Below are 19,487 nucleotides of genomic sequence, written 5' to 3'. Positions count from 1 at the left end.
AACTGCACCAACCATGTAGTTCAGCTACATGGTTGCCTTTGCGGTCTCAACCGGCGTGCCTGCCGGGGTGCGAGGGATGCGCCCGGTGGCGAACAGCGCGGCGATGGCAAGCAATCCGGCGAGCGCGAACGCGGCCCGTAGCGCTTCCAGACGTGCGTCGGAGTTGACGTCGAGAACCGCTGAGGCAGTGTCCGCGGGCACGCCGGCGTCGGCGAGGGACTCTTGCAGCTGGCTGTCCGACACGAACGGCACGCCCGACGCGAGGTCGGTGGTTGCCTGTTCGGCGACCGTTGCCGGAACGTTCGGGTTCTCGGCGAGACCGGTGACCGCTGAGGTCGTGAGCGTCGCGATGAGGATGGAGCCGATCAGTGCTGTGCCCAGCGAGGCCCCCAAATTGGTTGCGGTGTTCTGCAGGCCGCCGACTTCGGCACTCTGCGAGTCAGGGACGGCGGACACCGTCACCGCACCCAGTTGTGAGGACAGGGCGCCGAGTCCGAATCCCATGAAAAGCATGGGGATCATGACGACGCCGGCGTTGGCGCCCGGGTCCATGCCCGCGACCAGGATCAGGATTCCGACGATCATCGATGTCAGTCCGATGCGGATGACCCGGCGCGGGTTGGCCAGCGGCCGGATCTTTGGGATACCGATCGCCGCGAGGATCAGGGCGATGGACAGCGGCAGGATCCGGAGTCCGGTCTGCAGGGCGCTCAATTCCAGCACCACCGACAGGAAGAGCGGTACCGCGAAGAACACGCCTGCCTGAACCAGGAACTGCGCGAAAAACATCGACAGCCCTCCGGTCAGCTGGCGGTTGCGGAGCATCGCCGGATCGATCAGTGGTTCACCCCCGGCCTTGGCGAGATAAGTTTCCCAGCGCAGGAAGCCGTAGATGACGAGAAGGCCTCCCATGAGGAGCCAGACCACCGGCGACAGGCCGAACACTTCGGTACCGCCGGGCTTGGCCTGCACCCACCCCCATTCGCTCGATCGCAACACGCCGTAGACGAACATTCCCAGCCCGACCACAGACAGTGCCGACCCGACTATGTCGAGCCGGATGCTCACGGGCGGTACGTCATTGATCTTGCGGAGCACCAGCAGTATCAGGGCGACGAGCACCACCTCGCCGACGAAGACGTAGCGCCAGGAGGCAAAGGTGGTGACCGCTCCGCCGAGCAGTGGCCCCACCGCCACGGCCATCGCGCCGGCGGCAGCCACCAAGCCGTACGCACCGGCGCGGCGGTCGGCGGGGAAGTTGGCTGCCACCAAGGCGACGATCGCCGGCATGATGAGCGCTGCGCCGATGCCTTCGAGCAGCGACCAGCCGATGAGGAGCACGGTCAGATTCGGGGCGAGGGCGGTGACCGTCGAGCCGACGCCGTAGATCACCAGGCCGATGGCAAAGGCTCGACGCCGGCCGAGCATGGTGCCGATCTTGCTGCCGGTGATCATCAGGCTCGCCATCACGAGGGTGTAGAGCGTGATGGCGGTCTGGATTCCGGTGATGGTGGTGCCGACGTCTTCGGCCACGGTCGCCATGGACACGTTCATGACCGAACTGTCGAGGGTCATCAGGAATTGCCCCGATGCCAGCACTGCCAGTACCAGTCCCGAACCTGTTTTCGTCGCCACCGCGGGTGCCCCTCTTCGACCGGTTACGGCGACCCTAGTCTCGTTTGATCAGCGTGCTCTCACTCGATTCGGATGATCTTTGACCGCGTCAGGACAGTCGAACCGCCAGCAGCACCGTGTCATGGGTGTGGTGAGAACCTTCGGGGGGTGCGGTGGTGCGGCTCTGGGTCTGATCGATGTCGATGCGCCAGTCGTCGCCGAGAAGTGTGCCGATGTCATGCGGCTGGTAGAAGTCGTGCGGGTTGAGGTCGTGCCAGTGCTCGGGCGGATTGTCGGGTATCTCGTGGAAGACCGAGAGCAGGGTGCCACCCACGGCCACGGCGTCGATGATTCCGCGGACGCCTTCGTCTCCCGGGGTTTTGAGGATGGTGAAGTACTGCAGGGACACGAGATCGAAGGCGCGTGGCGTCGGCGCGGCGACGACGACGTCGGCCTGTTGCCAGGTGATCGCCGGCTCATCGCCCAGGGCGCGGGCCCGGTCGATCGCCACCGGCGAGATGTCGACGGCGGTCACCTGCCAGCCACGTCCGGCGAGCCAGCGTGCGTCTGCGCCTTCGCCGCAACCGAGGTCGAGTGCTCGCCCCGGGGTCAAGGTGCTGGCGTGTTCGAGCAACACCGGATTGGGGTTGTTGCTCCAGATCTGCTCGGTCTCGAGGTAACGCTCATCCCAGAATTTTTGGTCCATGGTCACAGCCTGTCCGAACCGCACCGAGTCCGGCAAGCTTTCATGCCGAAACGGCAAGTCTATGGCAGTCAGCGCGGGAGGAGGAGGGCAACACAGGCGTCGACCATGGTCTCGGTCGTGTCGGACACCGGCTGTCCGTCCTCGACTGCGACAGCGGTCAATTCGCGCAAGCCGCCCAACATCAGCAGCGCCAGGGATCGTGAAATCGTCGAGATCCCCGCAGCGTGCATGTGGTCGGTGTCGGTCAGGGCGATCAGGGTCTGGATGAAGTCCTCCATCGCCCGGCGCTGCACCGGACGAGCGGCCGGGCCGAGGGCGGGGAGCTCACGGATCCAACTGAGGGTCAGAGCCGGCCGCGCTTCGATGGATCGCACGTAGGCCTCGATGGCCTGCCGGATCTGGGAGCGCCAGGGGGAGTCTGGGTCGACGGCCGCGACGATGTCGCCGATCATGTCCGTGTTCGCGGTCTGCAACAGCTCGATGAAGCACGCCTCCTTGGTGGCGAACTCCTGATAGAAGGTGCGGCGGGACGTGCGGGCCATGCGAACGATGTCCGCGACGGTCGTCGCCCGGTATCCCCGCTCTTCGATCGATGCTCCCAGGGCGTCCAGCAATCGCGCGCGGTGAGATGGTTCGCCGCCCTGCTCGGGCGGCGAACCTGCACGGGTGGTCGGCGCGGCGGTCATCGCGCTACAGCGTACTGGCCCTTGTCTGCTGGTGGTACTGGGGCGTACCGTCTCGTGGTACGACGAAGTACCGCATTCGAAGATGAAGCGAAGCGGAACTCGACGATTCGGCGGACACGATGCCGAACGGAGATCTCGTCGACCTACTGGCGGGGCAGGAGTACACCGATATGTGCGCAGTTCATCACACGAGTTCAGGGGTGACAGAGGCAGGTGTGCCGCCGGGGCCGACCTTGCCCCGCGCGGTCCAGGGCGTGGCGTTCGTCGCCGCCCGCAGGCAGACGATGGCGGCACTGTCGCGCCGGTACGGCCCGGTCTTCTCACTCGACGTACCGGTATTCGGCCGAACGGTCGCGGTATCCGACCCGAAGCTGGCCAAACAGGTGTTCACCACCCCCGCCGGAGTTCTGAGCAACGTGCAGCCCAACCTCGGTCGCATTCTCGGTGAGCGCTCGATGTTCTCGCTCGAGGGTGACGAGCACCGCAGGCGGCGCAAGTTGCTGACTCCTCCTCTGCACGGCAAGAGCGTGAAGAGCTATGAACGCATCATCGAGGAAGAGGTGCTCCGCGAGTCCGCGTCGTGGCCGGAGGGCCGTGAGTTCGAGAGCCTCGACCCGATGATGCGGATCACACTGAATGCGATCCTGCGCGCTGTCTTCGGTGCCGATGGGGCACAACTGGATTCGCTTCGCCGGCTCATCCCGCCGATGGTCGAACTGGGCTCGCGCCTGGCCACGTTGCCGAATCTGCCTGCGCGCCTGGGAAGGCTGAATCCCTGGGACCGCTTCCTGGCACGGCGCAGGGAATACGACTCCGTCATCGCCGAACTCGTCGCCACCGCGAAGGCCGATCCGAACCTGGAGTCGCGCACGGACATCGTTGCGCTGATGCTCCGCAGCACCTATGACGACGGCACGACGATGACGACCGGCGAAATCGCCGACGAGTTGCTCACCCTGTTGGCTGCAGGACACGAGACGACGGCGACAACACTGGCCTGGGCGTTCGAACGGCTGCGTCGTCATCCTCGGGTCCTCGCCGACCTCGTTCACGAAGTCGATGAGGGTGGAGACGAGCTGCGGCAGGCCACGATTCTGGAGGTGCAACGCAGCCGTCCGGTGATCGACCTCGCGGGCCGCACCGTGCAGGCCACCGTGTTCGAGCTCGGGCCGTGGCGAATTCCGCAGGGTCATACCGTGCTGGTGAGCATCTCGTTGCTGCACGACGACAGCGCCGAGTTCCGGGATCCCGAGCGCTTCGACCCGACGCGGTTCCTGGGGTCGAAACCGTCTGGATCCTGGATGCCGTTCGGTGGCGGGACGCGTCGCTGCATCGGTGCCGCGTTCGCCACCATGGAGATGGACGTGGCTCTGCGCACCATCCTGCGCGAGTTCGAGGTGGTCCCGACCGCTGCGCCGAGCGAGCGGTGGCACAGCCGCGGAGTGGCCTATTCGCCCAAACGGAAGGGCCGACTGGTCGTCCGGCGTCGCTAGCGTGCGAGACTATTGGTAACGATTACCGTTAGAATCGTGGTCGCATCTGAGTTCATGTCTTATATAGTCGACAACGCATGTATTCGATGCATATGGACTGAGGCGGCGGGAACGCACGCACTACGACGGAGGCGATCAGCATGGTGTTCGGTGCATTGTTGGGCAAGGCGGCAGCAACGGTCGTGACAGGTGCCGTAGGTGTTGCCGCCTACAACGGGACCCGTGAACTCGTTCGCCGTGCGCCCCTGCGCGAGGCGGCAGTGACCGCCACGGCCTGGTCGTTACGCGGAGTACGCAAAGCCGAGGAGGGCGCCGAGTCGGCGCGCCTGGCCGCCGCCGACGTGGTGGCAGAGGCAAAAGAGAAGATCGGCGAGCAGGTGACGCCGCCTGTTGCCACGCCGGCGCACGATCACGAACACTGAGATGACAGCCGTCGCGAACGAGGCTCCCACCGCTGCCCGTGCCTCTTTGAAGGCGGTTCCCGGCAGGGATGATTCGGTCGAACTGAGGTCCGATGCCGGCGGGCGGATGAGGCTCGTCGTCCGGTGGCTGATCGCAAGCCCAGGCCGGGCCGTCGCGATCGAGGACGCCATCGGGGCGGTGCGTGGCGTCCGTGCCGTGCACGCCTATCCGCGGACCGGCAGTGTTGTGGTCTGGTATTCGCCCGGCCGCGTCGATCGCTCCGAAATCGCCGAGGCGCTCCACTCCGGATCAGAGGTCTCGGCTGCTGCGGTCCCTGCTCGTAGCCCGCATTCCGCGGACGTGAACAACGCCGACATCCTGCGTATGGCCGTGGGTGGAACTGCGTTGGTACTGCTGGGCATTCGGCGATACGGATTCGCGCGACCACCCATGCTCGGACCCACCAGTCGGGTCGTGGCCAGCGGTGTCACGATCTTCACGGGATATCCGTTTCTCAAGGGTGCGCTGCGATCGTTGGGAGGCCGCAAGGCCGCCGGTACGGACGCCCTGGTGTCCGCGGCGACCGCCGCAAGTCTCCTCTTGCGGGAAAACGTTGTGGCGCTGACGGTGCTGTGGCTGCTGAACATCGGTGAGTACCTCCAGGACCTGACGCTGCGCCGGACCAGGCGAGCGATCTCTGCCCTGCTCGCAGGAACTCAGGACACCGCGTGGGTGCGCGCAGCCGACGGCACCGAGGTGTCGATGGACATCGCATCGCTGCACACCGGTGACGAGGTCATCGTGCACGAGCAGGTGGCGATCCCCGTGGACGGGATCATCTGTGACGGTGACGCGGTGGTCGACCAGTCGGCCATCACCGGTGAGAACCTGCCCGTCAACCTGGCGGTCGGCGACCGGGCGTTCGCGGGTTCGGTGGTGCTCCGGGGGCGTGTCGTCGTCCGTGCCAGTGCGGTGGGCCACGAGACCGCGTTGGGCCGTATCATCACCAGAGTCGAACAGGCGCAACAGGATCGCGGTCAGATCCAGACCGTCGGAGAGAACTTTTCGCGCAGGTTCGTGCCTGCGTCGTTCGCACTGTCGGCGCTGACGCTGCTCATCACCCGCGACGTACGGCGCGCGATGACGATGTTGCTGGTGGCCTGCCCGTGCGCGGTGGGTCTGTCGACCCCGACCGCCATCAGTGCGGCCATCGGGAACGGCGCTCGGCGCGGCATGCTCATCAAGGGCGGCTCGCACCTCGAAGAGGCCGGCCGAGTGGATGCCATCGTGTTCGACAAGACGGGAACGCTCACTGTCGGTCGTCCGATCGTCACCAACGTGGTTGCCTTTCAAGATGGTTGGGAGCCGGAGCAGGTACTCGCGTTCGCCGCGAGTTCGGAGATACATTCCAGGCATCCCCTCGCCGAAGCGGTGATCCGCAGTACCGAGGAGCGACACATCGAGATTCCCGCGCACGAGGAGTGTGAGGTCCTCGTGGGTATGGGTATGCGGACCACGGCCGGCGGGAAAACTCTGCTGCTGGGCAACGTGCCGTTGCTCGAATCGGAGAACGTCGAGATCACCGAGGATGCGATGGCCTGGGTCGACCGCTTGCAGCGGCAGGCCGAGACGCCGCTGCTGCTCGCCGTCGACGGTGTTCTCACCGGGTTGGTCAGTCTGCGCGACGAGGTCCGCCCTGAAGCCGCCGATATTATTGCCCAGCTTCGTGTCTCGGGTGTCAAACGGATCGTGATGATCACCGGCGATCACCCGCGCACTGCGGCAGCGGTGGCGACCGAACTGGGGATCGACGAATGGCGCGCCCAGGTCCTGCCCGACGACAAGCTCGCAGTCGTGCGCTCGCTGCAGGACGAGGGATACACCGTGGCCATGGTCGGCGACGGGACCAATGACGCGCCTGCCCTCGCTGCCGCAGACATCGGTATCGCGATGGGTCTGGCAGGTACCGATGTCGCGGTCGAGACGGCCGATGTGGCGCTCTCGGGCGACGAACTCGGGCGGTTGCTCGAACTGCGTGACCTCGGCGGGCATGCGCTGGACGTGATCAGGCAGAACTACGCCATGTCCATCGCGGTCAACGCGATCGGACTCGTCATCGGTGCGGGCGGTGCGCTCTCACCGGTCCTCGCTGCCGTGCTGCACAACGCGTCCTCGGTGGCGGTGGTCGGTAACTCCTCTCGGCTCATCCGGTACCAGCTGGCCTGACGGGCTTGTGGTCGATGGATGTGCAGCGGCTTCGCATTCTCCGAGAGTTCGCCGACCGCGGGACGGTGGGCGGTGTCGCGGAGGCGATGAACATGACGCCGTCGGCGGTGTCGCAGCAACTGAAGGTCCTCAGTCGTGAGGCCGGGATCGACCTGCTGGAGCAGGACGGTCGACGGGTCCGCCTCACGGATGCGGGTCGGGCGCTGGTGCTGCGTGCCGATGAGGTGATCGCCGCCGTCGCGCGGGCAGACTCGGAGATGGCGTCGTATCGCGACGATGTGGTGGGGTCGGTACGGCTGGCCATGTTCCCGTCGGGTGCGGCGGTGTTGCTGCCCGGCGTACTCGATCGCATGAGCGACTTGGGGATTCGACTGGTGGTGGCCGATGAGGACGTCAAGTACTCGGACGCCCCGGCGTTGTTGGCAGACTTCGACGTGGTGCTCACCCATCGCGATGAGCGGGCACCGCAGGTGGTCGACGCGCGGGTGGTGGTCACCCCGGTGATGCGCGAACCGATCGATCTGGTGGTCGGGACCGGGCATCGGTTGGCAAGCCGCGCCGAGGTGACACTCGGCGAACTCGAGGATGAGGACTGGATCAGCGTGCGGGGCGGCTTCCCGGTGGACGACGTGCTGCTGTCACTGGCTGCGGTGACCGGCGTCCAACCTCGGGTAGCGCACCGCATCAACGACTTTCGTGCAATCGAAGCGATGGTGGCCCGCAACCACGGTATTGCTCTCATGCCGCGGTTCTCTGTCCGCGACCCCGACGTGCACCGCCTGGTGCTCACCGGGGTCCGCGCGGCCCGGGTGTACGAGGGGCTGAGTCGGCCGGGGTCCACCGAGCGGGCGTCGATACGGCAGTTGCTGAGCGAGTTGATCTCTGAAGCGTCCGCGGTCGACGCGGCCGCAGACTGATGGGCTACCGGGTCTGCCGGGCGTTCATACCGAAGACCAACGGGTAGCGTGCGTGCAGCGCGTCGATCTGGCGGCGCACCTCGTACAGTTCGCGTCGTTTGGCGTGGCTGACCGCATCGGCGGTCCGGCGTCCGGCGATCTCATGTTCGATCTTGCTTGCCCACGACTCGAGCTGTTCGACGAAGTACTTGGCCTGGACGGCGTTGGAGTCGGGACGCATGCCTGTCGGAGCTCCTGCCGACAGAGCCCCTGCCGACAGAGTGGCATTCACTTGACGCTTCACGTCATGAGTGTATTTCATGCCGGGGAGGCGCAAGCTGGTTCCAGCGTCGATCGGCATGAACAGAATGAACACATCACACCAGGTGTTGTGATCTCGGACTCACCGAGTGTCGTTGCCTCACAACAGAACTTGTCTTACGGTGTCCGGAATGGGTTGCGGCTGCCCGGCGACGTCGGCGTACACGTAGACCGTGTCCACAGTGCAGCAGGACCTCTCGCCGACCCGTAGGTCGAACTTCACGGTGATACTGGTGCGACCGAGTCCGGTGACCGAGGTGTAGACGTCGATGACGTCGCCCCAGCGCGCCGGCGCGTGCCAGGTGAGGGTCGAGGTCTTGAGCCGGACCAGTTCGGCGAACTCGAGAATGTCGTGCTGAGAACAGAACGCGCCCATGGCTTCGTCGCAGTAGAGCAGATAGTGCGCGTTGAAGACCACACCCTGCTGGTCGGCCTCGGCGTAACGAACCGTGGCCGACCAGCTCGGGTCTGTCATCAGATCAGGGAGCCCAGGTGCGGGGGGCCTGCTCGCCGGAATCGGGGACGACGCCGCCACTGGCGACCTTCGTGGCACGGTTCACGGCCGAGACGACAGCGCGCAGAGAGGCCGTCGTGATGGAGGGTGCGATACCGCAACCCCACACGGTCTCGCCGCCCACCTGGACCTCGACGTACGCGGCAGCGTTCGCGTCGCCGCCGGAGGTGAGTGCGTGCTCGGCGTAGTCGAGCACCTGCACGTCGTATCCGACGGTGGCGAGCGCGTCGACGAACGCGGCCAACGGTCCGTTGCCCGACCCGTAGATCTCTTTCTCGACACCGTTGACCTTGACGGTTGCGGTGATGCGGTCTTCGCCGCCGTCTTCTTCCGCGGCGTCGACCTTTTGCTTCATCCGCTCGAGCGGGATCAACGGGTGCAGGTATTCGTCGGCGAAGACGTCCCACATCTCCTTCGCGGACACCTCGCCGCCTTCGCCGTCGGTGATCTTCTGGATCTCGCGGCTGAACTCGATCTGCAGGCGGCGGGGGAGGGCCAGGCCATGATCGGCCTTCATGATGTACGCGACGCCACCCTTGCCGGACTGGCTGTTGACCCGGATCACGGCCTCGTAATTGCGGCCGACGTCCTTGGGGTCGATCGGCAGGTAGGGAACCTGCCAGAGGATGTCGTCTATATCGGAGTCGGCGTTGTCCGCGTCGACCTTCATCTGATCGAGGCCCTTGTTGATCGCATCCTGGTGGCTACCGGAGAACGCGGTGTAGACCAGGTCGCCGCCGTAGGGATGACGCTCGTGGACGCCGAGTTGGTTGCAGTATTCGACCGTCCGGCGGATCTCGTCGATGTCGGAGAACGTGATCTGCGGATCGACGCCGCGGCTGAAGAGGTTCATCCCCAGGGTCACCAGACAGACGTTGCCGGTGCGTTCGCCGTTGCCGAACAGACAACCCTCGATGCGATCGGCGCCTGCTTGATAACCCAACTCGGCTGCGGCGACGGCCGTTCCGCGGTCATTGTGGGGATGCAGACTCAGGATGACCGAATCCCGACGCGCCAGGTTGCGGTGCATCCACTCGATCGAATCGGCGTAGACGTTCGGCGTCGCCATCTCGACCGTGGCGGGCAGGTTCAGGATGATCGGGCGCTGCGGTGTCGGCTCGATGATCTCGCTGACCGCGTCGCACACCTCTTTGGCGAAACTGAGTTCGGTCCCGGTGTACGACTCGGGCGAGTACTCGTAGCGCCAATTGGTGTCCGGGTACTTGACCTCTTCGGTCCGCATCTTGTGTGCAGCGTCGGTCGCGATCTTCTTGATGGCGGCCTTGTCGGCGCGGAACACCACGCGCCGTTGCAGCACCGAGGTCGAATTGTAGAAGTGCACAATCACATTCGCCGCACCGCGGCACGACTCGAAGGTGCGCTCGATGAGTTCGTCGCGGCACTGGGTCAGCACCTGGATCGTGACGTCCGACGGGATCGCACCGTCTTCGATGATCTCGCGGACGAAGTCGTAGTCCGTTTGGCTCGCCGACGGGAAGCCGACCTCGATCTCCTTGTAGCCCATCCGGACCAGCAGGTCGAACATCCGGCGCTTGCGGGCCGGGCTCATCGGGTCGATCAGGGCCTGGTTGCCGTCACGGAGGTCGACGGCGCACCACATCGGTGCGCGATCGATGGTCTTGTCGGGCCAGGTGCGGTCCGGTACGGCCACGTTCTCGACCTCGACGGCGAACGGACGGTATCGATGCGACGGCATCGCTGAATTGCGTTGGGGGTTCCAGGACGGCTGGCCGTCGGGAATGGGTCCGGCCGGTTCATTGATTCGGCTGGCACTCGAGGTGAAGGCATCTGCGGCAGGCATGGGGTCAAACTCTCCGGTTGTGGGGGAAAAGACCGGCGCGTCACAAAACCCGCGACGGGAAGCCGGTCTGGATCAGACCCCGCCGCGGCAGAGGAGAAGGAGCACGCGCTGCATTTTTTGGACTCTACTCCGCAACCTCTGGAAGTCCAAAGGTGCCCCCTGAACCAAGCGGTGTGCCCCAGGTGTCGGCGTAGGTCACCTCCGCGAGTGGCAGGCGGGTCCGAGGCCGACGATCGCGCTCGGCGATGTCGGGGTCGACGGTCAGCGCGTCGGCGATCCGCCCGATCGCCAGCGTCAGTAAAGGGCGCGTGCCTGCGGGAATGTTGAAACGCTCGGTCAGCAACTCGGTGCGGAACCCGCCGATCGGGTGGGCGTTCCAGCCCTCGGCCTGGGCCTGGATGATCATCTGGCCGGCGGCCAGACCGACGTCGACCGCGCCGTAGTCGTGCATCTTCGGTTCGTCCGGTTGGTCCGTCGTGCACAGGACGACCAGAGCCGCGGCCGCCGGCGTCCAGGACTGGTTGCCTCGTTTGAGGCCGTCAACGATCCCCGTGAAGGTCGCGTCGCCGCGGAGGCCGACGAGGTAACGCACCGGTTGTACGCCGCCGCCGGTGGGGGCCCAACGGCCTGCCTCGAGAATCGCCTCGAGTTGTTCAGGCGCGATTTCGGCGGCGGGGTCGTAGCCGCGGGCACTCCACCGGCCGGCGAGCAACGGGTGCAGGGTCATGGCAGGGCAACTCCTTGTGAGAGAGCCGATCCGGCTCCTAGACGGTGGCCGGAGACTTACGGCGCAAAACCACTGCGACCGTGAACGCGACCGCCACCAAGAGTGCCACGCTGACTGCAGACGTGACGTGTAGGCCGTCGACGAATGCGGTACGTGCCGCCTCCGCCATCGCGCTCTGAGCGCTCGGGTCCAGGGACTCCGCGTGGGTCAGTGTCTCGGACAGCGTGTCGCTGACACCGGCGTCGGCGCCGTTCTGCCGGAACACCATCGTCGCCACCGAGCCGAGCACCGCCAGCCCGAAAGCGGTTCCCAACTCGAAGCTGGTCTCGGAGATTCCTGCCGCCGCGCCACTGCGCTCCACCGGAACGGAGGAGACCGCGACGTCGGAGACGAGCGAAAAGATAACGCCGTAACCGATGCCTGCGACCGTGGAGCTGATCAGGTAGACCAGCACACCGTCGGAGACGCCGAGTCCGAGCATGCCCGCGTTACCCGCGGCGGCGGCCAGGATCGCCAGGACGAAGGCCCACCGCACCGAGACGAATCGGGCGATGCGCGAGGCGCTCATCGAGAAGATCGCGACTGCGATGGCCATGGGGATGCCCAGCACCGCAGCGGTCAGCACGTCGCGGCCCAGCACCGACTGCAGGTAGATGCCTGCGAGATAGCTCAGCGAGGCCAGCGTCATCATGCCGGTCAGAGCGCTGCCGATGGCGACGGAGAAGCCCGCGTTCTTGAAGAGCTTCAACTCGAGAAGCGGATGCGCGGTCCGGCGCTCATGCCGGATGAACAGCCACATACCGACCACACCGATCGCCGCGAACACTGCCGTGGTGGTGTCGAGGCCCTCGGCTGCACCGTGTTTGATCGCGTACACCAGCGGCAGGATGCCGACCAGCGACAGGATGATGCCGAGGATGTCGAACGGGTCGGAGGTGCCGGAGCGGTACTCGGGGACCAGTCGGGGCGCGAACACGAGAAGGATGAGCAACACCGGGACGTTGATCAAGAACACCGAGCCCCACCAGAAGTGGTGCAGCAGGACGCCGCCGATCACCGGTCCCAGAGCCGAACCGCCCGCGAAGGCGGCGGTCCACACGCCGATGGCTTTGGCGCGGGCGACGGGCTCGGTGAACATGTTGCTGATGAGCGACAAACTCGACGGCAGCAGGGTCGCGCCGCCGATGCCCATGATCGCGCGGGCAGCGATGAGAGAGGTGGCGTCGGGTGCGAATGCGGCCACCGCCGATGCGATGCCGAAGAGGGTGGCACCGACGAGCAGCAGCTTGCGTCGACCGAATCGGTCGCCGAGGTTGCCCATGGTGATCAGCAGGCCGGCGATCAGGAACCCGTATATGTCGACGATCCACAATTGCTGCGTCGCGGACGGCAACAATTCGGCGCTCAGCGTCGGGATGGCCAGATACAGGACCGAGAAGTCCATGGAGACCAGGAAGACGGGGAGGGTGAGGACGGCCAGTCCCATCCAGACCCGTCGGTCCGGGCGATTGATCGTCGCCTCGGCTCGCGGGTTGGTCGGGCGGTCCATGATGCTCACTTCGATCTCCTGGTTCTCAGTCGTGGGTACAACGTACGCACTGTTCAACGTTCGCATATGAGTACGTTGTACGCAAAAGGTTTATTCCGCTCATTGCGGCGGCCGGCAGCACAATGGACGAGCAAAGGAGGGTCACATGAGCGCCGTTGACGCTGACTCAGGTGCGGAGAATCCCAGACTCACGCGCGCCGCCGTGGTCGCTGCCGCGATCGAATTGGCTGATGCCGACGGGTTCGGTGCGGTCACGATGCGCAAGATCGCCGACCGCCTCGGGGTGGGGACGATGTCGCTGTATCGGCACGTGTCCGACAAGGATGCCCTGCTCAGGGCCATGTCGAACGAGATCGGTGTGCGTTTTCCGTACCCGCCGGCCGGTGACGCCAACTGGCGGCAGAGGGCTTTGATAGCTGCCGAGGTCGACTGGGGGCTGTACCAGCGCCATCCCTGGGTGTTGCTCGCATTTGCCTCCCCGCGCACCAGCATGGGCCCGCAGAGCCTCAACTGTCTCGACTGGCTCGTCGAAGCGTTCTTGGAGTTGAAGATCACCACGGCCGAAGCGACCGAGATGGCGCTGACGCTGTGGAACCACATCGCCGGAACAGTGCTCAGTACCGTCGCCGAACGACTCCTGCTCGACCGCGCCGACGACGAAGAAGAAGGCCAGAGCGGGTTGATGCACCTGCTGGCGGGCAATCCGGAGGAAGCCCCGCCGCCTCATCTCGCCGAACTCGTCGGCACGGGCAATCCGCAGCTGCACGATCCGCGCTATCTGCTGAACCAGGGCGTCGAGGCACTCTGCGACGGTTTCGAGGCGAGGGCCGACCGCCTGCGCTGATCCCCGGGGGGCTACATGGCGTGCGGATAGACCGTCAGCATGTGGGCGCCGAACCAGGAGCTGAAGGTGATCACGACGAGTGACGCGATCACCTGCGTCGACAGCGTGCGCTTGGCCAACCCGATGGCGATCGGGATGAGCAGCACGAAGGCAGGCAGCAGCAGACGCGGCCGGCTCATCATCAGACCGCTTGACGCCACGATCGACACCACCACCAGTGCGCCGTAGACAGAAACCGGCCACGGCACCCTTTCGACGAAGCTGAACAGCGCCAAGCCGACGGTGAGCACGATGATCCACGCCGTCGCAACGGGCGCGATCTCCGACGAGTTGACCAGTGCGTAGTTGATGAAATCCCAGGCGGCTTTCCCGTAGTCGACCCCGGTGTTCCACCCCTCGGTCTGGATCCGGAACCACCCCAGGGGCTCTCCGGTCTGGTGCCAGACGACCGCGAGGTACCCCAGATAACCGAGCGGGCTGAGGACGATCGCGGTCCACGCCCGCCATCCGTCGCGACGATGCAGCAGCGCTGCGACCATCACGACGGCGATCAGGACACCCGCGGTAGGGCGGGACAGACCGGACAACATCGCGCATACCCCGGCCAGGAGCCAACGCTGCTCGAGCACCCCGACCAAGGCCCATGCCGCCAGCGCGCAGAAGAGGGCTTCGGTGTACGCCATCGACAGCACGATGCCCATCGGCGCCGCGGCGAACAGCACCGCGAGCAACAGGCCGGCCCGCCGCGGGTCGGCGAGCACCGCGGCCGATGACGACGGTGATTCTCTCGTGCCCGACTCACCCGGATCCTCCGCGAACCATCCGCTGATCCGGGCGGGCACCCATCGCGGACGCGTGGCGCGGTTCTGCATCTGTGTACAACACAGTGCACCGATACGCGCCACACCCACCGCCGCGAGCGAACCGAGAACCACGTTGACCGTCAGCGCCGCCCCGAACGGGCTGAAACCGGGGATCTTGTCCACGGCACCTGCAAGCAGCGGATAGCCCGGGAAGAAGGCATAAGGGGTGTCGGAGTCTCGCATGCCCTGGGCGTCGGTCTGCGTCAGCGGCACCCCGCCGTAACCGTGCTCGGCAATGGCCAGCATCCATTTGCCGTCCCAGGCGGAGAGGGCGGATCCGAGGCTGCCGCCACGCAGCTGGGTGAACCGCTCGAGAGCGAGCATGCCGATCAATCGGATGACGAGGAACACCGCGATCGGTTCGATCCAGTCGCGCCGTTGATACAGCCGATCGCTGATGGTGTCGATCGTCGCTCGGCGCAGCACGTGAGCGATCCTAGTGCCACGTCGGACAGGACCGCGGACGCCTCGGTGCGCGAAAAAATGCAGGTCGCTATCCTTGCACGGGGCGGACGACGGTACGGACCGTTGCCCGCCCGTCGATTTTAAAAGAAGCTCGACACAAGCGAGAGAAGGGAAACTGCGTGGCTCTGGTCGTGCAGAAGTACGGTGGCTCGTCAGTAGGCGACGCCGAACGCATCCGCAGGGTGGCCGAGCGCATTGTCGCGACGCGTAAGGCGGGCAACGACGTGGTCGTTGTCGTCTCTGCGATGGGCGACACCACCGATGAACTCCTCGATCTGGCAGAGCAGGTGTGCCCTTCGCCTCCGCCACGCGAGATGGACATGCTCCTCACCTCGGGTGAGCGCATCTCGAACGCGCTGGTCGCGATGGCCATCAGTTCCCTCGGGGCGCAGGCTCAGTCCTTCACCGGGTCGCAGGCGGGCGTGATCACCACAAGCAGCCATGGCAAGGCGAAGATCATCGACGTCACGCCCGGGCGCGTGCGGTCGGCCCTCGACGAGGGCAAGATCGTGCTGGTCGCCGGGTTCCAGGGCGTCTCACAGGACACCAAAGACGTCACCACCCTGGGTCGCGGTGGCTCCGACACCACCGCGGTTGCACTGGCCGCAGCGCTCAACGCGGACGTCTGCGAGATCTACACCGACGTCGACGGCATCTACACCGCCGATCCGCGCATCGTGCCGAACGCCAAGCACCTGGCGACGGTGTCGTTCGAAGAGATGCTCGAGATGGCCGCATGCGGCGCCAAGGTGTTGATGCTCCGCTGCGTCGAATACGCCCGTCGCTACAACGTCCCTGTACATGTGCGCTCGTCGTACTCAAACAAGCCGGGCACCATGGTGTCCGGATCGATGGAGGACATTCCCGTGGAAGAAGCCATTCTCACCGGAGTTGCCCACGACCGCAGCGAAGCCAAGGTCACGGTTGTCGGTCTCGACGACAAGCCCGGCTTCGCAGGCCGGGTGTTCCGCGCCGTCGCCGACGCCGAGATCAACATCGACATGGTGCTGCAGAACGTCTCCAAGGTGGAGACCGGGAAGACCGACATCACTTTCACCTGCCCGAAAGAGGTCGGCCCGCTGGCGGTCGAGAAGTTGACCTCGATCAAAGAGGAGCTCGGATTCAGTTCCATCCTCTACGACGACCACATCGGCAAGGTCTCGCTGGTGGGAGCCGGGATGAAGTCGCACCCAGGCGTCACCGCAACGTTCTGTGAGGCGCTCTCGGATGCAGGGGTCAACATCGAACTGATCTCCACCTCCGAGATCCGGATCTCGGTGCTGTGCCGCGACACCGAACTGGACGACGCCGTGCGTGCGCTGCACGAGGCGTTCGAACTCGGTAGCGATGAAGAAGCCACTGTCTACGGCGGAACGGGACGATAGAGATGGGTGTCAAAGTAGGTGTTGTCGGCGCGACCGGTCAGGTCGGCGCTGTCATGCGACAACTGTTGGAAGAGCGGAACTTTCCCGCCGACGAGATCCGGTTTTTCGCGTCGTCGCGATCGGCGGGCAAGAAGTTGCCGTGGCGTGGTGGAGAGATAGTGGTGGAGGATGCCTCGACCGCGGATCCCACCGGCCTCGACATCGCGCTGTTCTCCGCAGGAGCCACGATGTCCCGCGAGCAGGCCCCGCGCTTCGCGGCGGCCGGTGTCACGGTGATCGACAACTCGTCGGCGTGGCGCAAAGATCCCGATGTGCCGCTGGTGGTGTCGGAGGTCAACGGTGAGGAGGCGAAGAGCCCCACGAAAGGCATCATCGCCAATCCGAACTGCACCACGATGGCCGCGATGCCGGTCCTCAAGCCGTTGCACGATGCTGCCGGTCTGAAGCGCCTGATCATCTCGTCGTATCAGGCGGTCTCCGGAAGTGGGCTTGCCGGTGTCGAGGAGTTGGTGACGCAACTGCGCGCCGGCATCGACGACGCCGAGAAGCTCGTGCACGACGGTTCGGCCGTCACATTGCCCGAGCCCGTGAAATACGTTGCGCCCATTGCCTTCAACGTGCTCCCGCTCGCCGGTGCCATCGTCGACGACGGCTCGGGCGAAACCGATGAGGACCAGAAACTGCGCAACGAGTCGCGCAAGATCCTCGGTCTGCCCGAGCTCCTGGTGAGCGGAACCTGCGTGCGGGTGCCCGTGTTCACCGGACACTCACTCTCCATCAACGCCGAGTTCGAGCGTCCGCTGTCGGTCGAGGAAGCCACGAAGATCCTGGGCGACGCCCCGGGTGTCACCGTGACCGAGGTCCCCACCCCGCTCGAGGCGGCAGGCAAGGACAACTCTCTGGTCGGGCGCATCCGGCAGGATCCGGGTGCCCCCGAAGGACGGGGTCTGGCGCTGTTCGTCTCCGGAGACAACCTCCGAAAAGGTGCCGCGCTCAACACCATCCAGATCGCCGAGCTGCTGGTCTAGCCGACGACTTGGCTGCCACCTCGCTCGACGAGATCGTCGCCGCGCGTGGGCGGATCAGTTCGCTGATCCGGCCCACGCCGGTGTTCGAAACGCAGGTTCCGACGCCGTCCGGACCCGTCACGGTCGCTTTCAAGCTCGAATATCTCCAGCTCGGTGGATCGTTCAAGATCCGCGGCAGTCTGAACGCGATCCTGCATGCCCAGGAAGAGGGCAGGCTCACCGGCTCCGGTGTTGTCATCGCCTCTGGCGGTAACGCCGCCATCGGTGCCGCGACGGCGTGCCGGATGCTCGATCTGCGATGCACCGTCGTGGTGCCGACCACTGCTCCGGCGGTGAAGGTCGCGCGCCTGAACGCGCTCGGCGCCGATGTCCACCAGATCGGTGACCGGTACGCGCTCAGCGCCGAAGCGGCCGCGGCGATTGCGGAACAGACCGGGGCACTGCAGCTTCACGCCTACGACCTACCTGACATCGTTGCCGGCGCCGGGACGATCGGCCTCGAGCTGCGAGAGCAACTCGGCGTGCCGCTCGAGGTTCTTGTCGCAGTCGGGGGCGGAGGACTGGTCGGCGGATTGACCGCGGCACTGGCGCCAGAGCACACGATTTGTGGAGTGGAGCCCGTCGGCGCGTCCACCTTGCATCAGGCCCTGGCCGCCGGCAGACCTGTGCCCGTGGACCTCGACAGTGTCGCCGCTGACTCGCTCGGCGCCACGCAGTTGGGTCAGATCTGCTGGGATACGATCTCCGCCTTCCCAGTTGGCAGCCTCACTGTCACCGACGACGAGCTGATCGCTGCGCGAAATCTGCTGTGGGACGAGTTCCGCATCCTGGTCGAGCACGGGACGGCGGCGGCTCTGGCGCCGATCCTGTCGGGCGCGGTGACGACCAAACCCGGCCGGCTGCCCTGTGTGATTCTGTGTGGTGCCAATACGGCCCTGGAAACTGTCAAATAGACAACCGCCGAGGGTAAATAGCCCTCCATGCCCGGCTATTCAACAGTTTTCAGGGCAGAAGGTGTCGTGCGATGGCGATCTGTCCGGGTGATGGCTCGGATGTCGGCCAGCACACCCGTCCAGCCGTACAGGACGTCGTCGTAGGTGATGCGCATGGTCAGCCATCCGTCGACCAGAGCGCGGCGGTCTCGCCGCCGGTCGTTGTGGTAGTTCTCGAGGCTGGTGTGGTGGGTGACACTGTCGCATTCGAGAAGGAGGCGACCGACTCGCAGGTCCACGTGCCCCACGCCGGCGATCTGGGGTTGGACCACGACCTTGAAGCCGTTCGCTCGCAATCGGGTTCGCGTTATCGACTCAGTGCCGGACTGGGACCTACGATCGCATCGTTCCATCAGGGCGAGGATGTGCTTGGGCGGTCTGCCCATCTCACAAGCCAATTGCGCGACCGACAATCCAGCCGTGTTCAGCACTGAGTCGCACGTCGCGATCCAGTGCTCGGCGGTCATGCATCTGGCGGCGGACAGCAATGCGATCGGCACCGGATCGACTGCGGCGAGCGCTCGAGGCGTGGGGCCGAACGTCCGACAGGCCTGGCGGGTGGTCAGCTCGCCGTGGCGGGTGGGTCGGATGTGTACCCGTCGGTATCCGGGCGGCACCCAGAGGCCGTGTTTTCGTAAGGCTGCGACGCAACCGAGGACCCCTCCTGCCCGGACGGCGGAAACAACGTCGGGATCGGCCGTCGGCGTGGCGTACCAGCCGTGCCGCAGAGCGACCAATGAACCGATGTCGACTTCGCGCCGGATCTGCCAGGTGGTCAGCCCGCCTCGATGTAGTTCCTTGGTCGAATAGACGCCCGAATCCATGCTGATCAGACGGATCACATCGGGCATCGGCCCCACTGACCCTGGAAACTGTCAAATAGACAACCGCCGAGGGTAAATAGCCCTCGGAGACCCGCTATCTGCCGATTTTCAGGGCGCTCCGTGCTTTTAT

Annotated in this window: 18 protein-coding genes; 8 read left to right on the top strand and 10 right to left on the bottom strand. The window is 65.5% G+C overall.

Annotated elements, in window-relative coordinates; all coding sequences use genetic code 11:
• Positions 1 to 24 precede the first annotated feature (24 nt).
• The 3 genes from DFR67_RS15125 to DFR67_RS15115 all read right to left on the bottom strand — a co-directional run bounded on the left by DFR67_RS15125 (position 25) and on the right by DFR67_RS15115 (position 3,006).
• A complete protein-coding gene (locus tag DFR67_RS15125; RefSeq protein WP_281268341.1) occupies positions 25 to 1,635 on the bottom strand; it encodes an MFS transporter in 1,611 nt (536 codons plus the stop codon).
• Between the two features lie 88 nt (positions 1,636 to 1,723).
• Positions 1,724 to 2,320 (bottom strand): class I SAM-dependent methyltransferase, encoded by a 597-nt coding sequence (locus DFR67_RS15120; protein ID WP_110470426.1) that lies wholly within the window; start codon positions 2,318 to 2,320, stop codon positions 1,724 to 1,726.
• 68 nt (positions 2,321 to 2,388) lie between these two features.
• Complete coding sequence (locus tag DFR67_RS15115; RefSeq protein WP_110470316.1) at positions 2,389 to 3,006, bottom strand: TetR/AcrR family transcriptional regulator; 618 nt, start codon at positions 3,004 to 3,006, stop codon at positions 2,389 to 2,391.
• 170 nt (positions 3,007 to 3,176) lie between these two features.
• Here DFR67_RS15115 and DFR67_RS15110 point away from each other — a divergent pair, with 170 nt between their 5' ends.
• From DFR67_RS15110 to DFR67_RS15095, 4 genes are all read left to right on the top strand, one after another.
• Positions 3,177 to 4,499 carry a cytochrome P450 gene (locus DFR67_RS15110; RefSeq protein WP_110470425.1) on the top strand — a complete coding sequence of 441 codons (1,323 nt, stop codon included), beginning with the start codon at positions 3,177 to 3,179 and terminating at the stop codon, positions 4,497 to 4,499.
• Between the two features lie 140 nt (positions 4,500 to 4,639).
• Complete coding sequence (locus tag DFR67_RS15105; RefSeq protein WP_110470315.1) at positions 4,640 to 4,921, top strand: DUF1490 family protein; 282 nt, start codon at positions 4,640 to 4,642, stop codon at positions 4,919 to 4,921.
• Between the two features lie 106 nt (positions 4,922 to 5,027).
• Positions 5,028 to 7,127 (top strand): heavy metal translocating P-type ATPase, encoded by a 2,100-nt coding sequence (locus DFR67_RS15100; protein WP_245937977.1) that lies wholly within the window; start codon positions 5,028 to 5,030, stop codon positions 7,125 to 7,127.
• A gap of 14 nt (positions 7,128 to 7,141) precedes the next feature.
• Positions 7,142 to 8,044 (top strand): LysR family transcriptional regulator, encoded by a 903-nt coding sequence (locus DFR67_RS15095; RefSeq protein WP_110470313.1) that lies wholly within the window; start codon positions 7,142 to 7,144, stop codon positions 8,042 to 8,044.
• Positions 8,045 to 8,048: 4 nt separating this feature from the next.
• On the opposite strand, the gene DFR67_RS15090 is transcribed toward DFR67_RS15095, so the two are convergent.
• The 5 genes from DFR67_RS15090 to DFR67_RS15070 all read right to left on the bottom strand — a co-directional run bounded on the left by DFR67_RS15090 (position 8,049) and on the right by DFR67_RS15070 (position 12,956).
• A complete protein-coding gene (locus DFR67_RS15090; protein WP_146240446.1) occupies positions 8,049 to 8,327 on the bottom strand; it encodes a hypothetical protein in 279 nt (92 codons plus the stop codon).
• Between the two features lie 117 nt (positions 8,328 to 8,444).
• Complete coding sequence (locus DFR67_RS15085) at positions 8,445 to 8,819, bottom strand: acyl-CoA thioesterase (protein WP_110470311.1); 375 nt, start codon at positions 8,817 to 8,819, stop codon at positions 8,445 to 8,447.
• A gap of 4 nt (positions 8,820 to 8,823) precedes the next feature.
• Entirely contained in the window at positions 8,824 to 10,680 is a 1,857-nt protein-coding gene (gene leuA / locus DFR67_RS15080; RefSeq protein WP_110470310.1) for a 2-isopropylmalate synthase, read from the bottom strand.
• A gap of 124 nt (positions 10,681 to 10,804) precedes the next feature.
• Positions 10,805 to 11,407, bottom strand: a complete 603-nt coding sequence (locus tag DFR67_RS15075; RefSeq protein ID WP_425451284.1) for a nitroreductase family protein — start codon at positions 11,405 to 11,407, stop codon at positions 10,805 to 10,807.
• A 37-nt stretch (positions 11,408 to 11,444) separates the two neighbouring features.
• On the bottom strand, positions 11,445 to 12,956 hold the full coding sequence (locus tag DFR67_RS15070; RefSeq protein ID WP_110470423.1) for an MFS transporter: 1,512 nt from the start codon (positions 12,954 to 12,956) through the stop codon (positions 11,445 to 11,447).
• 145 nt (positions 12,957 to 13,101) lie between these two features.
• Between DFR67_RS15070 and DFR67_RS15065 the strand changes: the two genes are divergently transcribed.
• Positions 13,102 to 13,800, top strand: a complete 699-nt coding sequence (locus DFR67_RS15065) for a TetR/AcrR family transcriptional regulator (protein WP_110470309.1) — start codon at positions 13,102 to 13,104, stop codon at positions 13,798 to 13,800.
• A gap of 11 nt (positions 13,801 to 13,811) precedes the next feature.
• On the opposite strand, the gene DFR67_RS15060 is transcribed toward DFR67_RS15065, so the two are convergent.
• Entirely contained in the window at positions 13,812 to 15,089 is a 1,278-nt protein-coding gene (locus tag DFR67_RS15060) for a hypothetical protein (protein WP_110470308.1), read from the bottom strand.
• A gap of 158 nt (positions 15,090 to 15,247) precedes the next feature.
• On the opposite strand from DFR67_RS15060, the gene DFR67_RS15055 reads away from it, so the two are divergent.
• Genes DFR67_RS15055 through DFR67_RS15045 form a run of 3 tightly spaced genes read left to right on the top strand, consistent with a single transcriptional unit; the run spans position 15,248 to position 18,494 of the window.
• Positions 15,248 to 16,513, top strand: a complete 1,266-nt coding sequence (locus DFR67_RS15055) for an aspartate kinase (RefSeq protein WP_110470307.1) — start codon at positions 15,248 to 15,250, stop codon at positions 16,511 to 16,513.
• 2 nt (positions 16,514 to 16,515) lie between these two features.
• Positions 16,516 to 17,541 (top strand): aspartate-semialdehyde dehydrogenase, encoded by a 1,026-nt coding sequence (locus DFR67_RS15050; protein ID WP_110470306.1) that lies wholly within the window; start codon positions 16,516 to 16,518, stop codon positions 17,539 to 17,541.
• An 8-nt stretch (positions 17,542 to 17,549) separates the two neighbouring features.
• A complete protein-coding gene (locus DFR67_RS15045) occupies positions 17,550 to 18,494 on the top strand; it encodes a serine/threonine dehydratase (RefSeq protein ID WP_110470305.1) in 945 nt (314 codons plus the stop codon).
• Between the two features lie 35 nt (positions 18,495 to 18,529).
• On the opposite strand, the gene DFR67_RS15040 is transcribed toward DFR67_RS15045, so the two are convergent.
• Positions 18,530 to 19,384, bottom strand: coding sequence for an endonuclease domain-containing protein (locus tag DFR67_RS15040; RefSeq protein ID WP_342766736.1), 855 nt, complete (start codon positions 19,382 to 19,384; stop codon positions 18,530 to 18,532).
• Positions 19,385 to 19,487 lie beyond the last annotated feature (103 nt).

Source organism: Williamsia limnetica (assembly GCF_003217475.1).
Taxonomy (GTDB): Bacteria; Actinomycetota; Actinomycetes; order Mycobacteriales; family Mycobacteriaceae; genus Williamsia; species Williamsia limnetica.
This window is presented reverse-complemented; position numbering and strand designations above follow the sequence as displayed.

Coding starts and splice junctions, on each gene's coding strand:
- DFR67_RS15075 (WP_425451284.1), bottom strand. CDS start 11,407: ATGACCCTGCACCCGTTGCTCGCCGGCCGGTGGAGTGCCCGCGGCTAC.
- DFR67_RS15105 (WP_110470315.1), top strand. CDS start 4,640: ATGGTGTTCGGTGCATTGTTGGGCAAGGCGGCAGCAACGGTCGTGACA.
- DFR67_RS15040 (WP_342766736.1), bottom strand. CDS start 19,384: ATGCCCGATGTGATCCGTCTGATCAGCATGGATTCGGGCGTCTATTCG.
- DFR67_RS15050 (WP_110470306.1), top strand. CDS start 16,516: ATGGGTGTCAAAGTAGGTGTTGTCGGCGCGACCGGTCAGGTCGGCGCT.
- DFR67_RS15070 (WP_110470423.1), bottom strand. CDS start 12,956: ATGGACCGCCCGACCAACCCGCGAGCCGAGGCGACGATCAATCGCCCG.
- DFR67_RS15095 (WP_110470313.1), top strand. CDS start 7,142: ATGGATGTGCAGCGGCTTCGCATTCTCCGAGAGTTCGCCGACCGCGGG.
- DFR67_RS15065 (WP_110470309.1), top strand. CDS start 13,102: ATGAGCGCCGTTGACGCTGACTCAGGTGCGGAGAATCCCAGACTCACG.
- DFR67_RS15085 (WP_110470311.1), bottom strand. CDS start 8,819: ATGACAGACCCGAGCTGGTCGGCCACGGTTCGTTACGCCGAGGCCGAC.
- DFR67_RS15100 (WP_245937977.1), top strand. CDS start 5,028: ATGAGGCTCGTCGTCCGGTGGCTGATCGCAAGCCCAGGCCGGGCCGTC.
- leuA (WP_110470310.1), bottom strand. CDS start 10,680: ATGCCTGCCGCAGATGCCTTCACCTCGAGTGCCAGCCGAATCAATGAA.
- DFR67_RS15120 (WP_110470426.1), bottom strand. CDS start 2,320: ATGGACCAAAAATTCTGGGATGAGCGTTACCTCGAGACCGAGCAGATC.
- DFR67_RS15115 (WP_110470316.1), bottom strand. CDS start 3,006: ATGACCGCCGCGCCGACCACCCGTGCAGGTTCGCCGCCCGAGCAGGGC.
- DFR67_RS15110 (WP_110470425.1), top strand. CDS start 3,177: ATGTGCGCAGTTCATCACACGAGTTCAGGGGTGACAGAGGCAGGTGTG.